This is a genomic window from Arthrobacter pascens, from assembly GCF_030815585.1.
Taxonomy (GTDB): Bacteria; Actinomycetota; Actinomycetes; order Actinomycetales; family Micrococcaceae; genus Arthrobacter; species Arthrobacter pascens_A.
In genome coordinates, this window is the sequence record NZ_JAUSWY010000001.1 from 2,933,533 (window position 1) to 2,950,692 (window position 17,160).

13 protein-coding genes are annotated in these 17,160 nt (G+C 66.1%); 3 read left to right on the forward strand and 10 right to left on the reverse strand.

What is annotated here, in order from left to right; translation table 11 throughout:
- Position 1: 1 nt before the first annotated feature.
- The 3 genes from gatA to QFZ30_RS13665 all read right to left on the reverse strand — a co-directional run bounded on the left by gatA (position 2) and on the right by QFZ30_RS13665 (position 3,526).
- Positions 2-1,612 carry an Asp-tRNA(Asn)/Glu-tRNA(Gln) amidotransferase subunit GatA gene (gene gatA / locus QFZ30_RS13655; RefSeq protein ID WP_307077051.1) on the reverse strand — a complete coding sequence of 537 codons (1,611 nt, stop codon included), beginning with the start codon at positions 1,610-1,612 and terminating at the stop codon, positions 2-4.
- Between the two features lie 2 nt (positions 1,613-1,614).
- Positions 1,615-1,911 carry an Asp-tRNA(Asn)/Glu-tRNA(Gln) amidotransferase subunit GatC gene (gene gatC, locus QFZ30_RS13660; RefSeq protein ID WP_307077054.1) on the reverse strand — a complete coding sequence of 99 codons (297 nt, stop codon included), beginning with the start codon at positions 1,909-1,911 and terminating at the stop codon, positions 1,615-1,617.
- 145 nt (positions 1,912-2,056) lie between these two features.
- Positions 2,057-3,526, reverse strand: a complete 1,470-nt coding sequence (locus tag QFZ30_RS13665; protein ID WP_307077056.1) for a CitMHS family transporter — start codon at positions 3,524-3,526, stop codon at positions 2,057-2,059.
- A 171-nt stretch (positions 3,527-3,697) separates the two neighbouring features.
- Between QFZ30_RS13665 and QFZ30_RS13670 the strand changes: the two genes are divergently transcribed.
- Complete coding sequence (locus QFZ30_RS13670; protein WP_307077058.1) at positions 3,698-5,434, forward strand: sensor histidine kinase; 1,737 nt, start codon at positions 3,698-3,700, stop codon at positions 5,432-5,434.
- Positions 5,427-6,089, forward strand: a complete 663-nt coding sequence (locus QFZ30_RS13675) for a response regulator (protein ID WP_307077059.1) — start codon at positions 5,427-5,429, stop codon at positions 6,087-6,089. Before QFZ30_RS13670 ends, QFZ30_RS13675 begins: the two co-directional genes overlap by 8 nt.
- A 92-nt stretch (positions 6,090-6,181) precedes the next feature.
- Here QFZ30_RS13675 and QFZ30_RS13680 read toward each other — a convergent pair whose 3' ends face one another.
- From QFZ30_RS13680 to ligA, 4 genes are all read right to left on the reverse strand, one after another.
- Complete coding sequence (locus QFZ30_RS13680; RefSeq protein WP_307077061.1) at positions 6,182-6,565, reverse strand: RidA family protein; 384 nt, start codon at positions 6,563-6,565, stop codon at positions 6,182-6,184.
- A gap of 46 nt (positions 6,566-6,611) precedes the next feature.
- The gene (locus QFZ30_RS13685; protein ID WP_307077063.1) at positions 6,612-7,115 is read right to left on the reverse strand and encodes a GNAT family N-acetyltransferase; all 504 of its coding nucleotides are present in this window, start codon (positions 7,113-7,115) and stop codon (positions 6,612-6,614) included.
- Positions 7,116-7,230: 115 nt separating this feature from the next.
- Positions 7,231-8,043 carry an inositol monophosphatase family protein gene (locus QFZ30_RS13690; protein WP_307080259.1) on the reverse strand — a complete coding sequence of 271 codons (813 nt, stop codon included), beginning with the start codon at positions 8,041-8,043 and terminating at the stop codon, positions 7,231-7,233.
- Positions 8,043-10,292 carry an NAD-dependent DNA ligase LigA gene (gene ligA, locus QFZ30_RS13695; RefSeq protein ID WP_307080261.1) on the reverse strand — a complete coding sequence of 750 codons (2,250 nt, stop codon included), beginning with the start codon at positions 10,290-10,292 and terminating at the stop codon, positions 8,043-8,045. Before ligA ends, QFZ30_RS13690 begins: the two co-directional genes overlap by 1 nt.
- A 253-nt stretch (positions 10,293-10,545) precedes the next feature.
- Here ligA and QFZ30_RS13700 point away from each other — a divergent pair, with 253 nt between their 5' ends.
- On the forward strand, positions 10,546-10,725 hold the full coding sequence (locus QFZ30_RS13700; protein ID WP_307077065.1) for a hypothetical protein: 180 nt from the start codon (positions 10,546-10,548) through the stop codon (positions 10,723-10,725).
- Positions 10,726-11,268: 543 nt separating this feature from the next.
- Here QFZ30_RS13700 and QFZ30_RS13705 read toward each other — a convergent pair.
- The 3 genes from QFZ30_RS13705 to QFZ30_RS13715 form a co-directional block, all read right to left on the reverse strand.
- Positions 11,269-11,838, reverse strand: a complete 570-nt coding sequence (locus QFZ30_RS13705; protein WP_307077067.1) for a hypothetical protein — start codon at positions 11,836-11,838, stop codon at positions 11,269-11,271.
- Positions 11,839-11,982: 144 nt separating this feature from the next.
- Positions 11,983-16,428: an FtsK/SpoIIIE domain-containing protein gene (locus tag QFZ30_RS13710; RefSeq protein WP_307077069.1), complete on the reverse strand. Its 4,446-nt coding sequence runs from the start codon at positions 16,426-16,428 to the stop codon at positions 11,983-11,985.
- Entirely contained in the window at positions 16,425-17,129 is a 705-nt protein-coding gene (locus QFZ30_RS13715; protein ID WP_307077070.1) for a hypothetical protein, read from the reverse strand. The genes QFZ30_RS13710 and QFZ30_RS13715 overlap by 4 nt, the downstream gene beginning before the upstream one ends.
- Positions 17,130-17,160: the final 31 nt, after the last annotated feature.

Genomic DNA, 17,160 nt, shown 5'->3' on the forward strand with positions numbered 1-17,160 from the left:
ATCAGTGTGAACCTCCGTGGCTCGGAACGGCGCCGGCAGGCGAAGGACCAGTCAGTGCGGTCAGGTCAGGGGCTCTGTCCAGCAACGGGCCGCCCCACGTGGCCTCGAGCAGGGACTCCAGGACGGCACCCACCCGGTACAGGCGTGCGTCCTCGCGGGCCGGAGCCAGCAGTTGGATGCCAACCGGCAGCCCGTCCTCATCCGCCAGGCCGCCCGGGAGGGACAGCCCGGGGACACCTGCCAGGTTGGCCGGGATGGTGGCGACGTCGTTGAGGTACATCGCCAGCGGATCGTCCAGCTTCTCCCCCAGTTTGAAGGCCGTGGTGGGCGCCGTCGGCGAGATCAGGACGTCGGCCACAGTGAAAGCGGCGTCGAAGTCGCGCTGCACGAGGGTGCGCACCTTCTGGGCCGAGCCGTAGTAGGCGTCATAGTAGCCGGCGCTCAAGGCGTACGTGCCCAGGATGATGCGGCGTTTGACCTCGTCGCCGAAGCCAGCCGCGCGGGTGGCTCCCATGACGCGTTCGATGGTCATCGGTCCGTCCTCGGGCAGGACGCGCAGGCCGTACCGGACCCCGTCGAACTTGGCCAGGTTGGAGGAGGCCTCAGACGGCATGATCAGGTAATAGGCGCCCAGGGCGTACTGGAAGTTAGGGCAGGAAACCTCAACGATCTGGGCACCGGCCTGCCTCAGGAGATCCAGGGACTCCTTGAAGCGGCTCTCGACGCCGGCCTGGTAGCCCTCGCCGTGAAGCTCCTTGATGATGCCGATCCGCATGCCCTCAACGTGGCCCACGCCGGCGGCGGCCACGAGGTCTGCCAGGGGGTCGGGCAGGGAGGTGGAGTCGAAGGGATCGTGCCCGCCGATGACCTGGTGCAGCAACGCGGAGTCCAGCACAGTACGCGTTACCGGCCCGATCTGGTCCAGGGAGGAGGCCATGGCAATGGCGCCGTACCGGGACACGCTGCCGTACGTGGGTTTGACGCCAACGGTGCCGGTGACGGCGCCAGGCTGGCGGATGGAGCCGCCTGTGTCGGTGCCCAGGGCCAGCGGGGCCTCAAAGGCGGCCACTGCGGCTGCGGAACCGCCGCCGGACCCGCCCGGGATCCGGTCAAGGTCCCAAGGGTTCCGGGTGGGTCCGTACGCGGAGTGCTCGGTGGAGGAGCCCATGGCGAATTCATCCAGGTTGGTCTTGCCCAGGATGGGCATTTTGGCGGCGCGGAGCCGCTTGACCACCGTGGCGTCGTAGGGGCTGTGCCAGCCCTCAAGGATCTTGGATCCGGCCGTGGTGGGCTGGCCAATGGTGACGATCAGGTCCTTGACGGCGATGGGTACGCCGGCGAGCGCGTGGAGTTCTTCGGCGGCGGCGCCGCCGGCGGCGGCCCGGATGGAGTCAACTTCGGCAGCTACGGAGAGGGCTTCCTCGGTGTTGACGTGCAGGAAGGCGTGAACGCCCCGTTCGCCGCCGTCCACGGAAGCAATTCTGTCCAGGTGCGCCTGGGTGACTTCGACGGCGGAGACCTCGCGGGAGGCAAGCATTCCGGCCAGTTGCGCGGCGGAGGAGCGGATCAGGCTGTTGTTGCCGTTGGAGTCGCTGGAGTTCAGTTCAGTCATGGTTATGCCTCATCCAGGATTGCCGGGACCTTGAAACGGTTCTCATCGGAATCCGGAGCTCCCGACAGTGCCTGGTCCGCGGTGAAGGTGTGGCCCACAACGTCGTCGCGGAACACATTGCTCAGCGGGATCGGGTGGGAGGTTGCCGGGACGTCGTCCCCGGCGGCTTCACTCACGGATTTGACCGAATCAACGATGACGGCGAGTTCGCCGGCCATCCTGTCCAGCTCTTCAGCACTCATCTCGATGTGAGCGAGCCGCGCGAGATGCGCGACGTCGTCACGGTTGATCGCAGCCATGGATCTCCCCTGCAAGTTCGAATTGTTTTCCGGACCAGTCTAGTGGGGAAACGTCGGTGCCCGTCTGACGACCCCCAGCGGGCGTCAGACGGGCACGTCGGTGCCGTGGTCCCGGCCACGAGGGCCAGCCACAGGCAACATCAGACTAGCCGATACCGATAGCTCCGGTCAGCATCCCCACGCCAAGCATGACCAGGGAAATTACCGCGGTGCGCCAGAGGACCTTCTTGTGGTGGTCGCCGAGGTCCACCTTGGCGAGAGAAACCAGCAGCAGGATGGCCGGAACCAGCGGGCTCTGCAGGTGGAACGGCTGGCCGGTGATCGAGGCGCGGGCCATGTCCGCGGCGCTGACGCCGTAGTGTGCGGCAGTTTCGCTCAGGACGGGCAGCACACCGAAGTAGAAGGCATCGTTGCTCATGAAGAACGTCATGGGGATGCTGAGCACACCGGTGATGACAGCCATGAACGGGCCCATGCTGGACGGGATGATCTGGACCAGCCAGGCGGACATGGCCTCCACCATTCCGGTTCCGGTAAGCACACCGGTCAGGACTGCAGCGGCCATGACCATGCTGACCACGGCCACAATGGACGGTGCGTGGGCGAGCAGCTGTGCGCCCTGGTCCTTGACCTTGGGGAAGTTCACGAGAAGGGCGATGGCGGAGCCCACCATAAAGACATACGGCAGGGGTACGACGTCGGCAACGAGCACCGTCATCACGGCGACCGTCAGCCCAAGGTTGAACCAGAGCAGCTTGGGCCGGAGGGTGGAGCGGTTGGGATCCAGTGCGGTGTCCGCCATGGCGGAGTCGCGCTCGTCAACAAGCATTTCCGTACGATCGAGCACAGCGATTGATGGACCGGCAACGGAACCGCCGACGGCGGGGCTTCCGGTTCCGGGGGCAGGTGACCCGTTGCGGCCGGTACCGGCCGTGGCGGCGGCGGTGCCGCCGTCGAACGCCTCCGGAGAATCCGGCGCTCCCCAGATCTCGGGAGCGATGGCGCGGAGGCGGTTGCGTTCCTGCAGGCCCAGCAGCCAGGCGAAGACGAACACCACAACCAGGCCGGCAATGAGGGAGGGGATCATGGGAACAAAAACGTCGTTGACGTCGATCTTCAGCGCAGTGGCGGCACGGGCGGTGGGACCGCCCCACGGCAGGATGTTCATGGTGCCGTTGGCCAGCCCGGCCACGCAGGTGAGAACCACGGGGCTCATTTTAAGGCGGAGGTATACGGGCAGCATGGCCGCGGTGGTGAGGATGAAGGTGGTGGAGCCGTCTCCGTCCAGTGACACGGCCGCAGCAAGGATGGCAGTGCCCAGCACCACTTTCGCAGGGTCATTGCCCAGCTTGCGGAGAATGAACTTCACCAGCGGATCAAACAGCCCGACGTCGATCATCAGGCCGAAATAGATGATGGCGAACATCAGCAGGGCTGCGGTGGAGGTCATGGACTTCATCGAGTCCATGACCATGTCCCCGATACCCAGTCCAGCCCCGGCAAAAAGGCCAAAAACAGTTGGGACAATGATCAGCGCCAGCACTGGCGTCAACTTCTTCGTCATGATCAGGACCATGAATACCGCGATCATGGCGAATCCAAGTAATACCAGCACGGCCGGCTCCTTCTTGTGAACAGCGGCACACCGGTGTGACGCGTGCTACAGACGTTATAGTGGCGGCCGTCACGGCTGTGCCTTTGGCTCAATTGATTGGCATACTGCTTATTGGGAGCATTTTGCGCATTGTGCTCACGCTGGCCAATGCGCCCTGAATCGAGGAGGATCATGCAGCGTTCCGGGCCACGGCCGCCGTTGCGGTTCTCCACCCAGACCCTGCTCCTGCAGCTGGGGGTTGTCCTGCTGGTGGTTCTGCTCAGCGCGGCCGTCCACGCCTGGCTGACGTATGACAGGCTCGGCACCGAAGCCGAAAACCAGGCCCTGACACTGGCCCGGACCGTCGCCTCGGACCCGTCCGTCCGGACCGATGTGCTGGCCATCAGCGAACAGCCCGGCACTCCCCCGGCCGCGGAACTCCGGTCAGGGCCGCTGATGGCCGAGGCAGAAAGCGCACGGATCCGGACTGGGGCCCTTTTTGTGGTGATCACCGACGAAACCGGCCTGCGGCTGGCGCACCCCGATCCAGAGCGCCTGGGCGAGAAAGTCAGCACCGATCCCTCCGACGCCCTGTCCGGCAAGGAAATCACCACCCGGAACACCGGAACCCTGGGCCCCTCCGCAGGTGCCAAGGTGCCCGTCTACGCACCGGGCACCAGCACTGTGGTGGGAGAAGTGAGCGTCGGCTACTCCATGGAGACCGTTGGCCAGAGCGTGGCCCGGGACATCGGACCGGTGGCCCTCACCGCTGCGGGGGCGCTGCTCGCCGGCGTGCTGGCATCCTTCCTGCTGCGTCGCCGGCTGCAGCGGCTCACGCTCGGCCTGGAACCGGAGGAAATCAGCACCCTGGTCCATGACCAGGTGGCCGTCCTCCAGGGCGTGGACGACGGCGTCGTCGGCGTTTCCGCGGATGGCCGGATCAGCGTGTTCAACGCTGCCGCACAGCGCCTCCTGGGGCTGCCGGACCTCGCCGGGACCCTGTGGGCTGACGCGCCGGTGCCGGACCGGCTGAGGTCGCTGACGCGGCCGGACGCGGAGGAGGCGGACGCGCTGGAACTGGTGTCTGCCGGGCGCGTGCTTGTGGCCAGCGCACGGAAGGCCCTGCACCGCAACGAGGACCTGGGCTGGGTAGTGATGCTCCGTGACCGCACCGAACTGCAGCAGCTGACCCGGCAACTGGACGCCGTAGGCACCATGTCCACGGCCCTGCGGGCCCAGCGCCACGAGTTCGCCAACCAGCTGCACACCATCGCCGGCTTCATGGGAATGGGGCAGCACCAGCAGGCACGGGAGTATCTGGCACGGCTGGCCGCCACGGGCCCGCTGAAATTCCCGGTGGACCAGGCGGAGCTGCTCCAGGACCCCTACCTGCAGGCCTTTGTGGGTGCGAAGGGGGTGGAAGCCGACGAACGCGGTGTCACCCTGCGGATCGGACCGGAGACCCTGGTACGCGGCCAGGTCACCGAGCCGCAGGACGTGACCACAGTGCTGGGCAACCTGATCGACAACGCGGTGAACGCCGCCGTCGCCGGCTCCGCCGCGGACCGGTGGGTGGAGCTGGAGGTGCTTCATGAACCGGACGACGGCGGCGGGACCCTGCACATTGTCGTCGCCGACTCCGGCGACGGGCTGGGGCCCGGAACGGATCCGGAAGCCGTATTTGCGGAAGGATTCACCACGGCCGCAGGTCCGGTGAACCCAGGTCCCCTCCGGGCCAGTGGCGGCCAGGGACTGGGGCTGGCACTGGCCCGGCAGCTGGCACGCCGCCGCGGCGGCGACGTCAGGGTATTGGAGCCGGGCTCCGAGGGCGGGCCGGGGGCTGTGTTCATGGCCTCGCTTCCGCGAACAACGGCCGGGAGTCCGGGAAATGGCGTCAAGGACCTGGCTGGAAAGGACAACAATGCCTGAGGATTACCGGGTGCTGATCGTGGACGACGACTTCCACGTGGCCAAGCTCCACGCCGCCTACGTGGATTCGGTGGCGGGGTTCCTGTCCCTGGCGCCGGTGGGTTCGGCGTCGCTGGCGCTTCAGGCCATCCACAGCCTGCGCCCTGACCTGGTGCTGCTTGACGTGTATCTGCCGGACGCGTCGGGGCTGGACCTGCTGCAGCAGCTGGACGTTGACACGATGATCCTCAGCGCGGCGTCTGACGCAGCGTCGCTCCGGACGGCGTTCCGCAGGGGTGCCCTGGGATACCTCCTGAAGCCGTTCACGGCCGATTCCCTCTCGCAGCAGCTGCGGTCCTACGCCCGGTACCGCCGCATCCTTGGCCAGGCGGGGGTGCTGGACCAGGAATCGGTGGAGCGCGCCAAGCGGGCGCTGATTCCCGGCGACGTCACGCCCTCGGCCAAGCCCCGCTCCGCCACCGAGGCCGCGGTGCTGGAATCGCTGGTCCCCGGCGAGCAGTACTCGGCGGCGGAAGTCGCCATGCGTGTGGGCGTTTCCCGGGCCACGGCGCAACGGTACCTGTCCTCGCTGGCCGATGACGGCGCCGTCGACATCCAACTGCGCTACGGAACAACCGGCCGCCCCGAACACCGCTACGGCCTGCCGGGCCAATAGCTCCTCCCCCTCCGGCGCGAACTGGCAGGTAATGCCCGCAAAATAGGGATTTGAGGTCATTAGCTGCCAGTTCGCGCCGGGATGGGAGGGAACTAGCTGGCGCTCTTCTGGGCTACGAGTTCGATCTCCACCAGCATTTTCGGATCAAGGAACGGCAGCACGTGGACCAGGGACAGCGTGGGGCGGATGTCGCCGAAGACCTCACCGTGGGCACGGCCGGCGTCTTCCCATTTGCTGATATCCGTCAGGTACAGCTTGGACTGCACGACGTCGGCAAAGTCGAACCCGGCATCAGCCAGGACCGCCCCGAGCTTCTGCAGGATGTACTGGGTCTGCGTGTAGAAGTCATCGCCCACGATGCCGTCCTCGCCGCTGGCAGCCGTGGCGGAGATGAAGAGCATGTTGTCCACCCGGACGGCGCGGGAGTAGCCGAGGGTCTGTTCCCAGACAGAGCCGGTGCCGAATGTTTTGCGCATGGTGGGCCTTTCAGTCCTGAAATGAGTCGGCACCACTCTAGGGCGGCTAGACGTCCAGCCGGTAAACAAGCAGCTTTATGTCAGTGCCCGGAACAAACCAGTCACGCTCCGGGACGCGCCGGAACCCGGTCTTCCGGTAAAGCCCGTGGGCACTTTCCCAGGTCTTGCCGGTGGTGAGCGCCACCGCTTTGATGCCGTCCAGTGACCGGGCCAGTTCAATGATGGCTTCCACCATGGCCTTGCCGGCTCCGCTGCGCTGCACTGCGGGGTCCACCACCAGCATCCGGAACTCCAGTTCATCCGCCAGCGCGATGTCCGCATACGGCTCACCGGCGACGGCCAGCGTCACCGAACCCACGACCTCCCCGTCGCGCTCCGCCACCCAGATGGTGGCCTTCGCTGCACGCTCCGCAACGTCCTGGACCTGCCGCATGTAGGGGTGGTCGGGGCTGTCGAAGTAGCCCGCGGCCAGGTACGAGTCCCGTGTGATCCGCGCAACGGCGTCGAAATCTGCCTCAACGGCGGGACGGATGGTTATCTGCGGCTGCACCTCACCATGCTAGTGGCGGCCCGGTGATGCTCGACGCGAAACAGTCGTTCACGCGATTGAACTATCACTAGGCGCCGGCAACGCCCCGCCCAAAGGTGGGATCAGTCCCGAGCGATCAGTCCAGCGGAAAGCGGCCGGAGAACTCGATGCTTCCGGCACAGGTCCAGGCTGCCAGCCGTTCGTCATCCGACGGCCCGCCGTCGAGGGGGCTGGTCAGCCTCGGCCTGCGGACCCAGCAGCCGGCCTCTTCAGCGATCAGGGCGCCAGCGGAAAAGTCGTGTTCGTTAAGTCCCCGCTCGCCAAAGGCGTCGTGGGTGCCATCGGCCACCATGCACAGGTCGAGCGCGGCGGAGCCCAGGCGGCGGACATCGGCGAACCCGTCCATCAGGCCGCCGAGCAGCAGCGCCTGCTCGGCGCGGACGTCCGGATCGTAGCTGAAGCCGGTGGCCAGGATTTGCCCGGTGCGCCCGGTGACCGGTCCGCTGAGCCGTGTCAGGTTGCCCTGCTGTTCCAGCCAGGCCCCGTGTCCCCTGGCCGCGTAGTACACGCGTCCAAGTGCAGGTGCGTTGACGACGCCGGCCAGCCAGGCGCCGTCGGAATCGACGACGGCTACCGAGGTGGCGTAGTAGACGATGTTGCGGATGAAGTTGGTGGTGCCGTCCAGCGGATCGATGGACCAGCGGCAGCCGCTGGGGTCCTCCGGGAGGGTGGTGCCGTTTTCCTCGCCGGTGATGGTGTCCCGCGGCCGGGCGGCGGCGATGACATCCCGTACGGCGTTCTCGGCGGCGAGGTCGAAGGCTGTGACCCAGTCGCCTGCTTCGCCCTTGTTACTGACGTCAAGCGTGGCGCTGTTCCGGCCGGACAGCACTGCGGCCCCGGCAGCAGCCGCCGCCTTGGCCACATCAAGCAGCTCCAACGGATCCGGCATCATTCGGGGCCCTCCCCGGCATCGGAGCCAGCTTCCGCGTCCTCACCGGAACCGGCGCCGGCACTGTTGATGATGGGACCGTTGGTGATGGGACCGTTGGCGAGCAGTTCACGGAACCCGTCCTCGTCCAACACGGGTACGCCGAGCTGCTCGGCTTTGTCCAGCTTGGTGCCAGCGTTCTCTCCTGCCACCACGTAGCTGGTGTTTTTGGACACCGAACCGGCCGCCTTGCCGCCCCTGGTAAGAATCGCTTCCTTGGCCTCGTCCCGGCTGAAGTTCGGCAGCGAGCCGGTGACCACCACGGTAAGTCCTTCCAGCGTCCGCGGCGTGGATTCGTCACGTTCGTCTTCCATCCGGACCCCCGCAGCTGCCCAGCAGTCGATGATTTCGAGGTGCCAGTCCTCGGCAAACCATTCCTTGAGCGCAGCGGCAATGGTAGGGCCCACGCCGTCCACATGTGCGAGTTCTTCCTCGGAGGCCTGCCGGATGGCGTCCATGGTGCCGAAGGCCTGCGCGAGCGCCCGGGAGGCCCGTGGGCCCACATGCCGGATGGAGAGTGCCACGAGCAACCGCCACAGCGGCTGGGCCTTGGCTTTTTCAAGCTCCCGGAACAGTTTCTCAGTTGTGGCAGTCGGCTTTGAGGGAGTTTTGGCTGTGCCTTTGCTCCAGAAGTACGGCACCAGCTCAAACTCGCCGGTGGCCACGCCCTTGGAGCGTTTTTCACGCCTGATGCGCACATCCGCCAAGGACTCCGCAGTGAGGTCGAAGAGGGCGGCTTCGGTGGTCAGCGGCGGCACCTCTGGCTCAGCAGGCTGGGTCAGGGCGATGGCCGCTTCCCAACCGAGCGCCTCGATGTCGAACCCGCCCCTGCCGGCCAGATGGAAGACCCGCTCCCGCAACTGGGCCGGGCAGGACCGTGCGTTGGGGCAGCGGATATCCACGTCCCCTTCCTTGCCGGGGGCAAGCGGCGTTCCGCAGGAGGGGCATTCGGTGGGCATCACAAAGTCGCGAACCGGCGGATCCTGCTGGTCACGCAGGGCCAGAACGGGGCCCACGATTTCCGGGATGACGTCGCCGGCCTTGCGCAGGACCACAATGTCGCCGATTTTCACGCCCTTGGCCTTCACTACGTCCTGGTTGTGGAGGGTGGCCATTCCCACCGTGGAACCGGCCACCTTGACGGGCTCCATAATGCCGAACGGCGTCACCCGCCCGGTCCGGCCAACGTTGACGGCGATGTCCAGGAGCTTCGTGTGCACTTCCTCCGGCGGATACTTGTAAGCCACTGCCCAGCGCGGCACCCGTGTGGTGTATCCCAGCGCCCGCTGGGTGGCGAAGTTGTCCACCTTGACCACAATGCCGTCGATTTCGTGCAGGAGGCTGTGCCGCTGGTCGCCGTACTTCCGGATGAAGCCGAGGACCTCCTCCAGGCTGCCCAGGACCTCGAAGTACGGGCTGACCGGGAGGCCCCACTTCTCCATGAGGGTATATGTTTCCGACTGGCTCAGCGCGCCCAGGCCCTCGCGCGCGCCGATGCCGTGGACGAACATCCGCAGCGGACGCTTGGCGGTCTCGGCCGGGTCCTTTTGCCGGAGTGAGCCGGCCGCGGCATTCCGTGGATTGGCCAGCGGAGCCTTGCCGGCCTCGATCAGGGCTTCGTTGAAGTCGGCGAAAGCCTTGGACGGTATGAAAACCTCACCGCGGATCTCCATTTCGGCCGGGAAGCCGGTCCCGCTGAGTTCCTGCGGGATTTCTTTGATGGTCAGGACGTTGTGGGTGATGTCCTCCCCCGTGAAACCATCACCGCGGGTGGCCGCGCGTACCAGTTTCCCGTCGCGGTACAGCAGGTTGACGGCCAGGCCATCGATTTTCAGTTCGGTCAGCCAGACAGGTCCGGCGGTGCCGTTCCCGATTTTTGCGACGGATGCTTCTGCTTTGGCAAGCCAGGCCTCCAGCTCCTCAAGGGAAAAGACGTCCTCCAGGCTGTACATGCGCTGCAGATGTTCGACGGCGGCAAACGCCGCCGAAACTTCGCCGCCAACCTCCTGCGTGGGTGAATCATTTGCCACCAATTCCGGATGCAGCGCCTCAATCTCCTCCAGGCGGCGGAACAGGCTATCGAATTCGGCGTCCGAGACCAGTGGCTCGTCTTCCTGGTAATAGGCAAACCTGTACTTCCTGACCAGGTCAGCGAGGTTCTCATACTCCTCGCGGACTGACTCCGAGGGGATCACCGCGGGATCCGTCATTCCGGGCTCAGTCCTGGTGGTTGTCTGGTCTGCGGTTGTCTGGTCTGTGGTTGTCCGGTCTGTGGGGCCTGATGCTGTGCTCACAGACCTATCTTGCCTTACACCCCGGACATTCTGCCGGTGCTTCGCTACCCCGATGCTCTGGGGACAGCCAGCGACCGTTGCCCCCGGATCTGCTCAGTGGGTGGAGAGGCGGTTACGTCCCCACCAGGCGAAGGCCAGGCCGCTCAGGCCCACCAGCAGCACCCCCGCCATGACACTCAACAGCCCAGGGCCTCCGAGGCCGGGACCGTCTGCCCTCGAGAGAACGGCGGCCTGGGTGGGGCTTGCGGACCTGGTGAGCGGCCTATTCCAGTTCGACTCCGTTGACGGGCTTGCCGACAGAATGGCACCCGGGGCACTGGTGACCGCCTCGGCAGACGGCGCCTCCTGAACGGCGGTTTCGCTCGGCTCAGGGGCAAGAGTGGGAACCGGCGCAAGGGTTGGTGCCTCGGGCAGCGGCCGGGCAGGAGGTGCTGGCGACCCAGGGGGTGCTGGCGATCCGGGGGGTGTTGACGGCTGTCCGGGGCCGGAGGGCTCCGCAGGGGGCTTCGGCTCGGGTTTCTGCTGGACCTCCGCGGGTTCAGGATCAGTGGTGGGCTGCGGGCAGGCCTCTTCACAGGAAGTAGCCGTGGGGTGAGCTGTCGGCGATTCCGCGTGCGCACCCCCCACGGACAGGCCCACTGACAGAGCCAGAACCGCAGCAGCCGCCGTCACGGAAACGGCGCGAAGCACAGAGGACGATCGGCTCATAGGTACCTTTTAGACAGCGTGCGGCCCCGTCCGCGGCAAACCAGTGTTCCAGCAAGTCTGCTACAGCACGCCGAGGAGCCGCAAATCCCGGAATTACGGCCCGCCACGTCTAAACGAGGGGTTGAGCAGGCTTTCGCCTTCGGTATCAGCGGGTTTGATCAGCGACCGTTGCCACCGGATCCGCTCAGTGGGTATAGAGGCGGGTACGGCCCCACCACGCGAAGGCCAAGCCGCCAATGCCCACCAGCAGCACCCCCGCCATGACACTCAACAACCCCGGGTCTCCGAAGCCGGGACCGTCGCCCTTGGGGGCAGCGGCGGCCTGCGTAGGGCTTGCGGACCTGGTGAGCGGCTTATTCCAGTTCGAATCCGTTGACGGGCCAGTGGACGGAGTTGCACCCGGGGTGCTGGTGACAGCCTGGGCGGACGGCGTCTCCTGTACGGCGGTTTCGCTCGGCTCCGGGGCAATAGTGGAAACCGGTGCAGGGGCTGGCTCTGCCGGCTGCGGCGGCGGTGGGGGCGCCTGGGTCGGCGCCGGCGGTTGCACCGTGGCGGAAGGTTGTTGCCCGGTGGGTGTCGGTCGAGGACTGCGTGGTTCCGACGGGCCCGGAAAGCAGATCAAGCCGCAGGTGGGTGAAGGTTCGGACGTTTCAGCGTCCGCAGGCGCCACTGCGGATAGGCCCACCGAGAGCGCCAGAACCGCAACTGCCGCCGTCGCTGACATGACGCGGAGCACAGAGGGGTGTCTGGTCATGGATACCTTTTCGACAGCGCGCGGCCCCCAACCGCGCCGCACTAATGATTTCGGTAGTCTGCTACAAGTGTTCCAGCCAGTCTGCTAGAACACGCCGCGCAGCCGCAAATCACCCGGATTCGTGTAACCCCACCTCAGCCTGCCTTAGTCCCTGTTTTCCGGAGGCAGCGCGATCTGCAGTTTCCGCGCTTTGCCGCGCCCCACGATGTACCCCCGGCCCGGAATAAACGCCGGGCTGACCCGGCCCAGCGAGGTGTTGAGCAGGCTGTCGCCTTCGATATCACCCGGGTTGATCAGCAGGCCGCGGCGCCCGGATTTGAAGGGCTGCGACAATGACCAAGCGGAGGACCAAGTGGACGTTTCGGACTCGCCGATGACCCACTGGTCGGCCTTGATGGAAGCCGTCACCAGTTGCCCCACGCCGGATTCCGCCACCGTGTCCGTGAACTCGGTCAGGCCCTCGATGAAGATCCCCAGCATGCCCGGATTTCCGGATGAGTGCTCAATCAGGTCCTCGACCACGTCGGACAGATCACTAGCCCCCACCACGGATCTGTTCCAGATGGGCAGCGAGGCGACCGCGGAGCGCCGCGAGCCAATGTAGATCAGCTCGGTCTCCGGGTTGGAGCGCCGGAGCGCATACGCCAGGGTCACCAGCGCGACGGTCCGTCCCGCACCCGGCGGGCCGGCCAGGAGCAGCGGGCCCTTGGCCAGGATCTCGGCGGGCCGGAGCGTTTCGTCGTCGACGCCGATCACCGGCAGGTCCGGGCTGCCTGCGGGCAGCACATTCAGTTCCACCTGCTCGGGGAGGCGTTCGATCTTGGGCGCTCTGTCCAACCCTTGGCGCAGCATCGCTTCGCTGAGCCTGTGGACTTCCCGGGCCTGCAGCGCCAGGTTGGAGTTGCCTCCCAATACGGCCAGCTGGACTTCGAAACCGGCCAGCAGGCCCCGGCCTGGAGGCGACGTGTTGCTGAGGACGTCCCTCGGGACATCCAAGGTCATGTAGTCGTCTTCGGACGAAAGGCGCAGCACCAGCCGGCGTTGGATGGACGCAAGCAACGACGCCGGCACTGCGTTGGGTCGGTCCCCGGTAACAACAAGGTGGATGCCAAGGGGACGGCCGTCGGTCGCCAGCTGCAGGAAGATGTCCCAGAGTGCTGACAGGCGGCTGTACTCGTACGTCTCGCGAAAAGCGGACATGCCGTCCACCAGCACGAAGATCCGCTTTTCGGCAGGGCGGTTCGCCAGCGTCCGGTACTCCACGATCGTGGATGCCCGGACCTCGGCGAACCGGGCGGATCGTTCGTCGGCGATGTCCCGGAGCAGGCGGAGGAGGCGTCCGACGCGTTCCACGTCGTCTCCGCTGATGATTTCGCCCACGTGCGGCAGCTCGTCGAGCATCTTCAGTCCTGAGGACCCGCAGTCGATCCCGTAGACATGCACAGGGCCGCCGCGGGGTGTGACAGCGGCGGCTATCGCAATCCCGCGGAGGGCAGCGGATTTTCCGGAGCCGCCGGTTCCGTAGATGGCCATGTTGCCGTCAGTGTCCGGCTCATAGAACACTGTGGGCTGCTCCTGGCGCGTGGGATCGTCCGCCACGCCCAGCAGCAGCCTCTCGTCCGTACGCGGATTGGGCAACTTTGAGAAGTCGTAGGTCTTGGCGAGTTCGTCCAGCCACGGTTTCCGCGGCGGCCGAATGGCCAGCGACTCTGCCGCCCTCACGATGTTGGTGGTCATCCGGGCGATGTCGTTTGGTCCGGCCGGAGCCTCCTTCACCGGCTTTTCCGGAGCGGGCGCGTCCCAGCTGGGCCCGGATCCAAAGGCCATTTCCACGATGTCGATCTGGGGCCTTTGTGGTTTCTCCGTGGTCCAGCCGCCGGCATAACCGGTCTGGAACCCCTGGATCCGGCCGGGACCGGTCTTGGCTGCGCCGCGGCCCGGGATGGACGGGTCAAAGTAGGCGGCGTCGGGTACCCCGAGAATGTCGGTGGCATCATCCTCGTCCGCCATGCGCAGGGCAACGCGGAGGTTGGTGTTGGCGCGGAGGCTGTCCTTGATCACTCCCGCCGGGCGTTGCGTGGCCAGGATCAGGTGAAGTCCCAGTGACCGTCCCCGGGCAGCCACATCCACAACACCGTCGACGAATTCCGGAACTTCGGTGGCCAGCGCCGCGAACTCGTCCACAATGATGATCAGGTACGGCGGCGCTTCAGGATCGGCTTCGCGCTGCAGGGCCAGCAGATCCTTGGCTTTTTTCCGGTTCAGCAAGTGCTCCCGGTAATGGAGCTCCGCCCGGAGCGAGGTCAGGGCGCGGCGCACCAGGTGCTGGGACAGGTCGGTGACCAGGCCCACGGTGTGCGGCAGGTGGAGGCAATCGGCGAATGCCGCGCCGCCTTTGTAATCCACAAAAAGGAAGCTCACCCGGTCCGGGCTGTAGGCCGCCGCCATGCCCATGACCCAGGACTGCAGGAACTCTGATTTGCCGGCACCCGTTGTGCCGCCCACCAGTGCGTGCGGTCCCTCATTCTTCAGGTCGAGGTACAGAGGTTCAACCCCCTTGGAACCCACCAGCGCGCGGAGCGTTCCGTTATCCTTGCGGTTGGCCACCGCCGTGGCGTGTACGGAATTGTTCTCTTCCCACCGTTCCGCCACAGCCTGCGGGCTATCCAGGAAGTCCTTCCCGATCAGGGTTGCGTAGGAGACGGCGCGGGGCAGGTCTGAATCGTCGCTCACCGGCTTGCCCACGTCCACTACGGGGGCCAGCATCCGGGCCAGCTGCCCGGCGAGTTCGGCGTCGAGGCTTTCGCAGCTTACGGGGTAGCTGTGCCGTCCCAGCCGGACCTGGCCGGTGGTGGTGCCGTGGTCTCCGTCCACCACCATGAAGTCCCGGCACGCAGCGGGGAGTGCCTGGATGTCGGTGGCCACCCACATCACGTGGACGCCCGAATCCGGGCCGCGCTCCGCCAGGCGCGTCAGGCGGCCACGGTCAACCGGTGCGTCGTCCTCCACAATGACCAGGACAGCAGGCAGCACCGGTCCCGGGATCTCGTTCTTGGCGGGGTCCAGTTCCGGCCTAAAGTCTGGTCCGGAGCGCTTGGCTGACGCCTCCCTGGCGTCCAGCAGGTCTTCGAGTCTGGCCAGGAGGGATGACCCGCTGGCGGAACCCGCGGCCAGGTGGTCACCGCTGAGCGGGCTGTGGCCGGAACCGACGTGGGGCAGCCACTGCAGCCAGTTCCACCGCTCCCTGGACTGGGCGGACGTGATGGCTGTGACCACGGCTTCGGCCGGGGAATGGAGTCCCACAAGCTGCAGGACCATGCCACGGGCAACGTCTTCAACAAGGCCCCGGGCCCCCGCCACACCAAACGAGCCGGCGGTGCGCAGCTGTGAGACCACAGGCACGCCCTCGATGACCTGGAACTGCTTCAGGCACTCCTGGATCTCCCGCATGTATTCCACTTCGGTATCGTTGCTCGTCGGCTCCTCAAGGATGATGCGCGACGGCGCTGTGCCCAGCCCGAACCGCAGGCCCAAAAAGCCTTTGTGCTCGGGACGGTGGGTCCAGAGCAGCGGCCCCAGCTTATAGATGGAATCAACGGTGTCGCTGACGGACGGAGCCTCCTGCAGGCGGACGGCCCGTTCCACATGCTGAAGCTCGGTGATGTCCTGCCGGAACGCGGCCATGGATTCACGGAAATGCTTGAGCTGTTCCTTCTGCTGGCGCTTGGTCTGCACTCTGTGGTCCACGTAGTGGCCAATGATGAAAAGCGGCATCATCATCATGAACACCACCGAGAGCATGTTCCGGGTCACCGCGAACATGATGCCGCCCATCAGCAGGGGCGCGATCAGCATGATGTACGGGAACGGCTGGTGGTCCGGCCGCTTGGGTCCGGCGGGCAGAACACGCTTGGGTTCATCGAAGCGGGGAACCACGCGCGGTGACCGGTTGAAATCGACAAGGGGCGACGTCGGTGCTGCCGCCTGGTTCCGCCCCAGCGGAACCACCGTTACGGTGGTGTCGCCGAGGGTCACCGTGTCAGAGGAGTTCAGCGTGGCCCGCGTCACCGGCAGACCGTCCATCAGGAGGCCATTGGCGGAGTTGGTGTCCACGATCTCCACGCTCTCACCGACGGTGATGCGGGCGTGGCGTTTGGACGTCATGGGATCGGTGAGCCGGATGTCCACGTCCCTGTCCCTGCCGATGTAACTGGTGCCGGAAGGAAGGGAGAACTCCTGGCCGACGTCGGGGCCGGAGAGAATCCGCAAGGTGGCGGCGGCGGGGCCGCGGTTGGCGCCCGGGACGTCGAACTGCTCGCTGACCTGGGTCAGCGAGACCACAGAGCCGGGGCGGAGGCCCGATTCCAACAGGTTGTCCGTGCGGGTCAGCACGATTCCGCGCATGCCGCCGGCAACAAAGGCCTCGTCAATACGCAGGGAGAGATTTTCCGGCGCCGGCGTACCCTTGCGGTCCGGGTCCGCGGCCCACAGCTGGGTGGCGATGTCGGCCACCGTCGCCAGGCCGTCCACGATGACCGCGAGGTCCTTGGTTTCCGCCGGGTCCCGGCGGAGTGTCAGCCGGATCCTCATCCTTCGTCCACTTCCCTCATCTTTTCGAGCAGGTACAGGTCATCAGGGGTGACCAGGTGGGACGTAACGGCGTGTTCCACAAGCCTGGCCCGCCTGTTGGTGGCCAGTTTTCCGCCGCCGCCCCGGAGGCCCACCACGCCCACACGGTCCAGCTTGTCGCAGACGTTGTCCAGCTTCCGGTTGAAGCGCGTGAGTGCCCAGCCGAGGGTCTTGGCCGCAGCGGCCGACGAAGGGATGGCGCTGAACCCTGTCCCTTCGCGACGGAGCATGGGTTCCGCGAGCGCCACGATCAGGGCCTTCTGGGAGTCGGTGAACACCACTGGTCCGATGGTGGTGTCCCCGTTGCTGTCGCCGTCGCGCGCCTCCTGGCGGAACGACGGCGTCTTGAGGTGGACAGCGAACTCGTAGGTGGTGGGCCCGGCTGTGAAGACGATGTTCGTGTGGCTGAAGACGAGTGGAATGCGGGCGCCGGGCGACAGCCAGGCCTGCATGCCGCCTGATCCGTCCGCTACGGTGGCGGAAAGCATGCTGCCCACGTTGCTGAGCCACCAGATCCCGTCATAGTTGGCCACCTGCAGGAACTGCCGGTGCAGGTACGGGTTGTCGTCCACTTCGAGGTCGCCTTCGCGGCCGATGTTGAAAACCTCCTGGTCCGACGGTTCGTACCACTCACCACAGAAATCTATTGCTAGATCCCCCATATTCCGTGCCTCCTCGTAGGGCAATGCCCGC

Bases quoted from the DNA above. Each gene is read 5' to 3' on its own strand.
- gatA (WP_307077051.1), bottom strand. From the start codon at position 1,612: ATGACTGAACTGAACTCCAGCGACTCCAACGGCAACAACAGCCTGATC.
- gatC (WP_307077054.1), bottom strand. From the start codon at position 1,911: ATGGCTGCGATCAACCGTGACGACGTCGCGCATCTCGCGCGGCTCGCT.
- QFZ30_RS13670 (WP_307077058.1), top strand. From the start codon at position 3,698: ATGCAGCGTTCCGGGCCACGGCCGCCGTTGCGGTTCTCCACCCAGACC.
- QFZ30_RS13675 (WP_307077059.1), top strand. From the start codon at position 5,427: ATGCCTGAGGATTACCGGGTGCTGATCGTGGACGACGACTTCCACGTG.
- QFZ30_RS13680 (WP_307077061.1), bottom strand. From the start codon at position 6,565: ATGCGCAAAACATTCGGCACCGGCTCTGTCTGGGAACAGACCCTCGGC.
- QFZ30_RS13690 (WP_307080259.1), bottom strand. From the start codon at position 8,043: ATGCCGGATCCGTTGGAGCTGCTTGATGTGGCCAAGGCGGCGGCTGCT.
- ligA (WP_307080261.1), bottom strand. From the start codon at position 10,292: ATGACGGATCCCGCGGTGATCCCCTCGGAGTCAGTCCGCGAGGAGTAT.
- QFZ30_RS13700 (WP_307077065.1), top strand. From the start codon at position 10,546: ATGACACTCAACAGCCCAGGGCCTCCGAGGCCGGGACCGTCTGCCCTC.
- QFZ30_RS13705 (WP_307077067.1), bottom strand. From the start codon at position 11,838: ATGACCAGACACCCCTCTGTGCTCCGCGTCATGTCAGCGACGGCGGCA.
- QFZ30_RS13710 (WP_307077069.1), bottom strand. From the start codon at position 16,428: ATGAGGATCCGGCTGACACTCCGCCGGGACCCGGCGGAAACCAAGGAC.
- QFZ30_RS13715 (WP_307077070.1), bottom strand. From the start codon at position 17,129: ATGGGGGATCTAGCAATAGATTTCTGTGGTGAGTGGTACGAACCGTCG.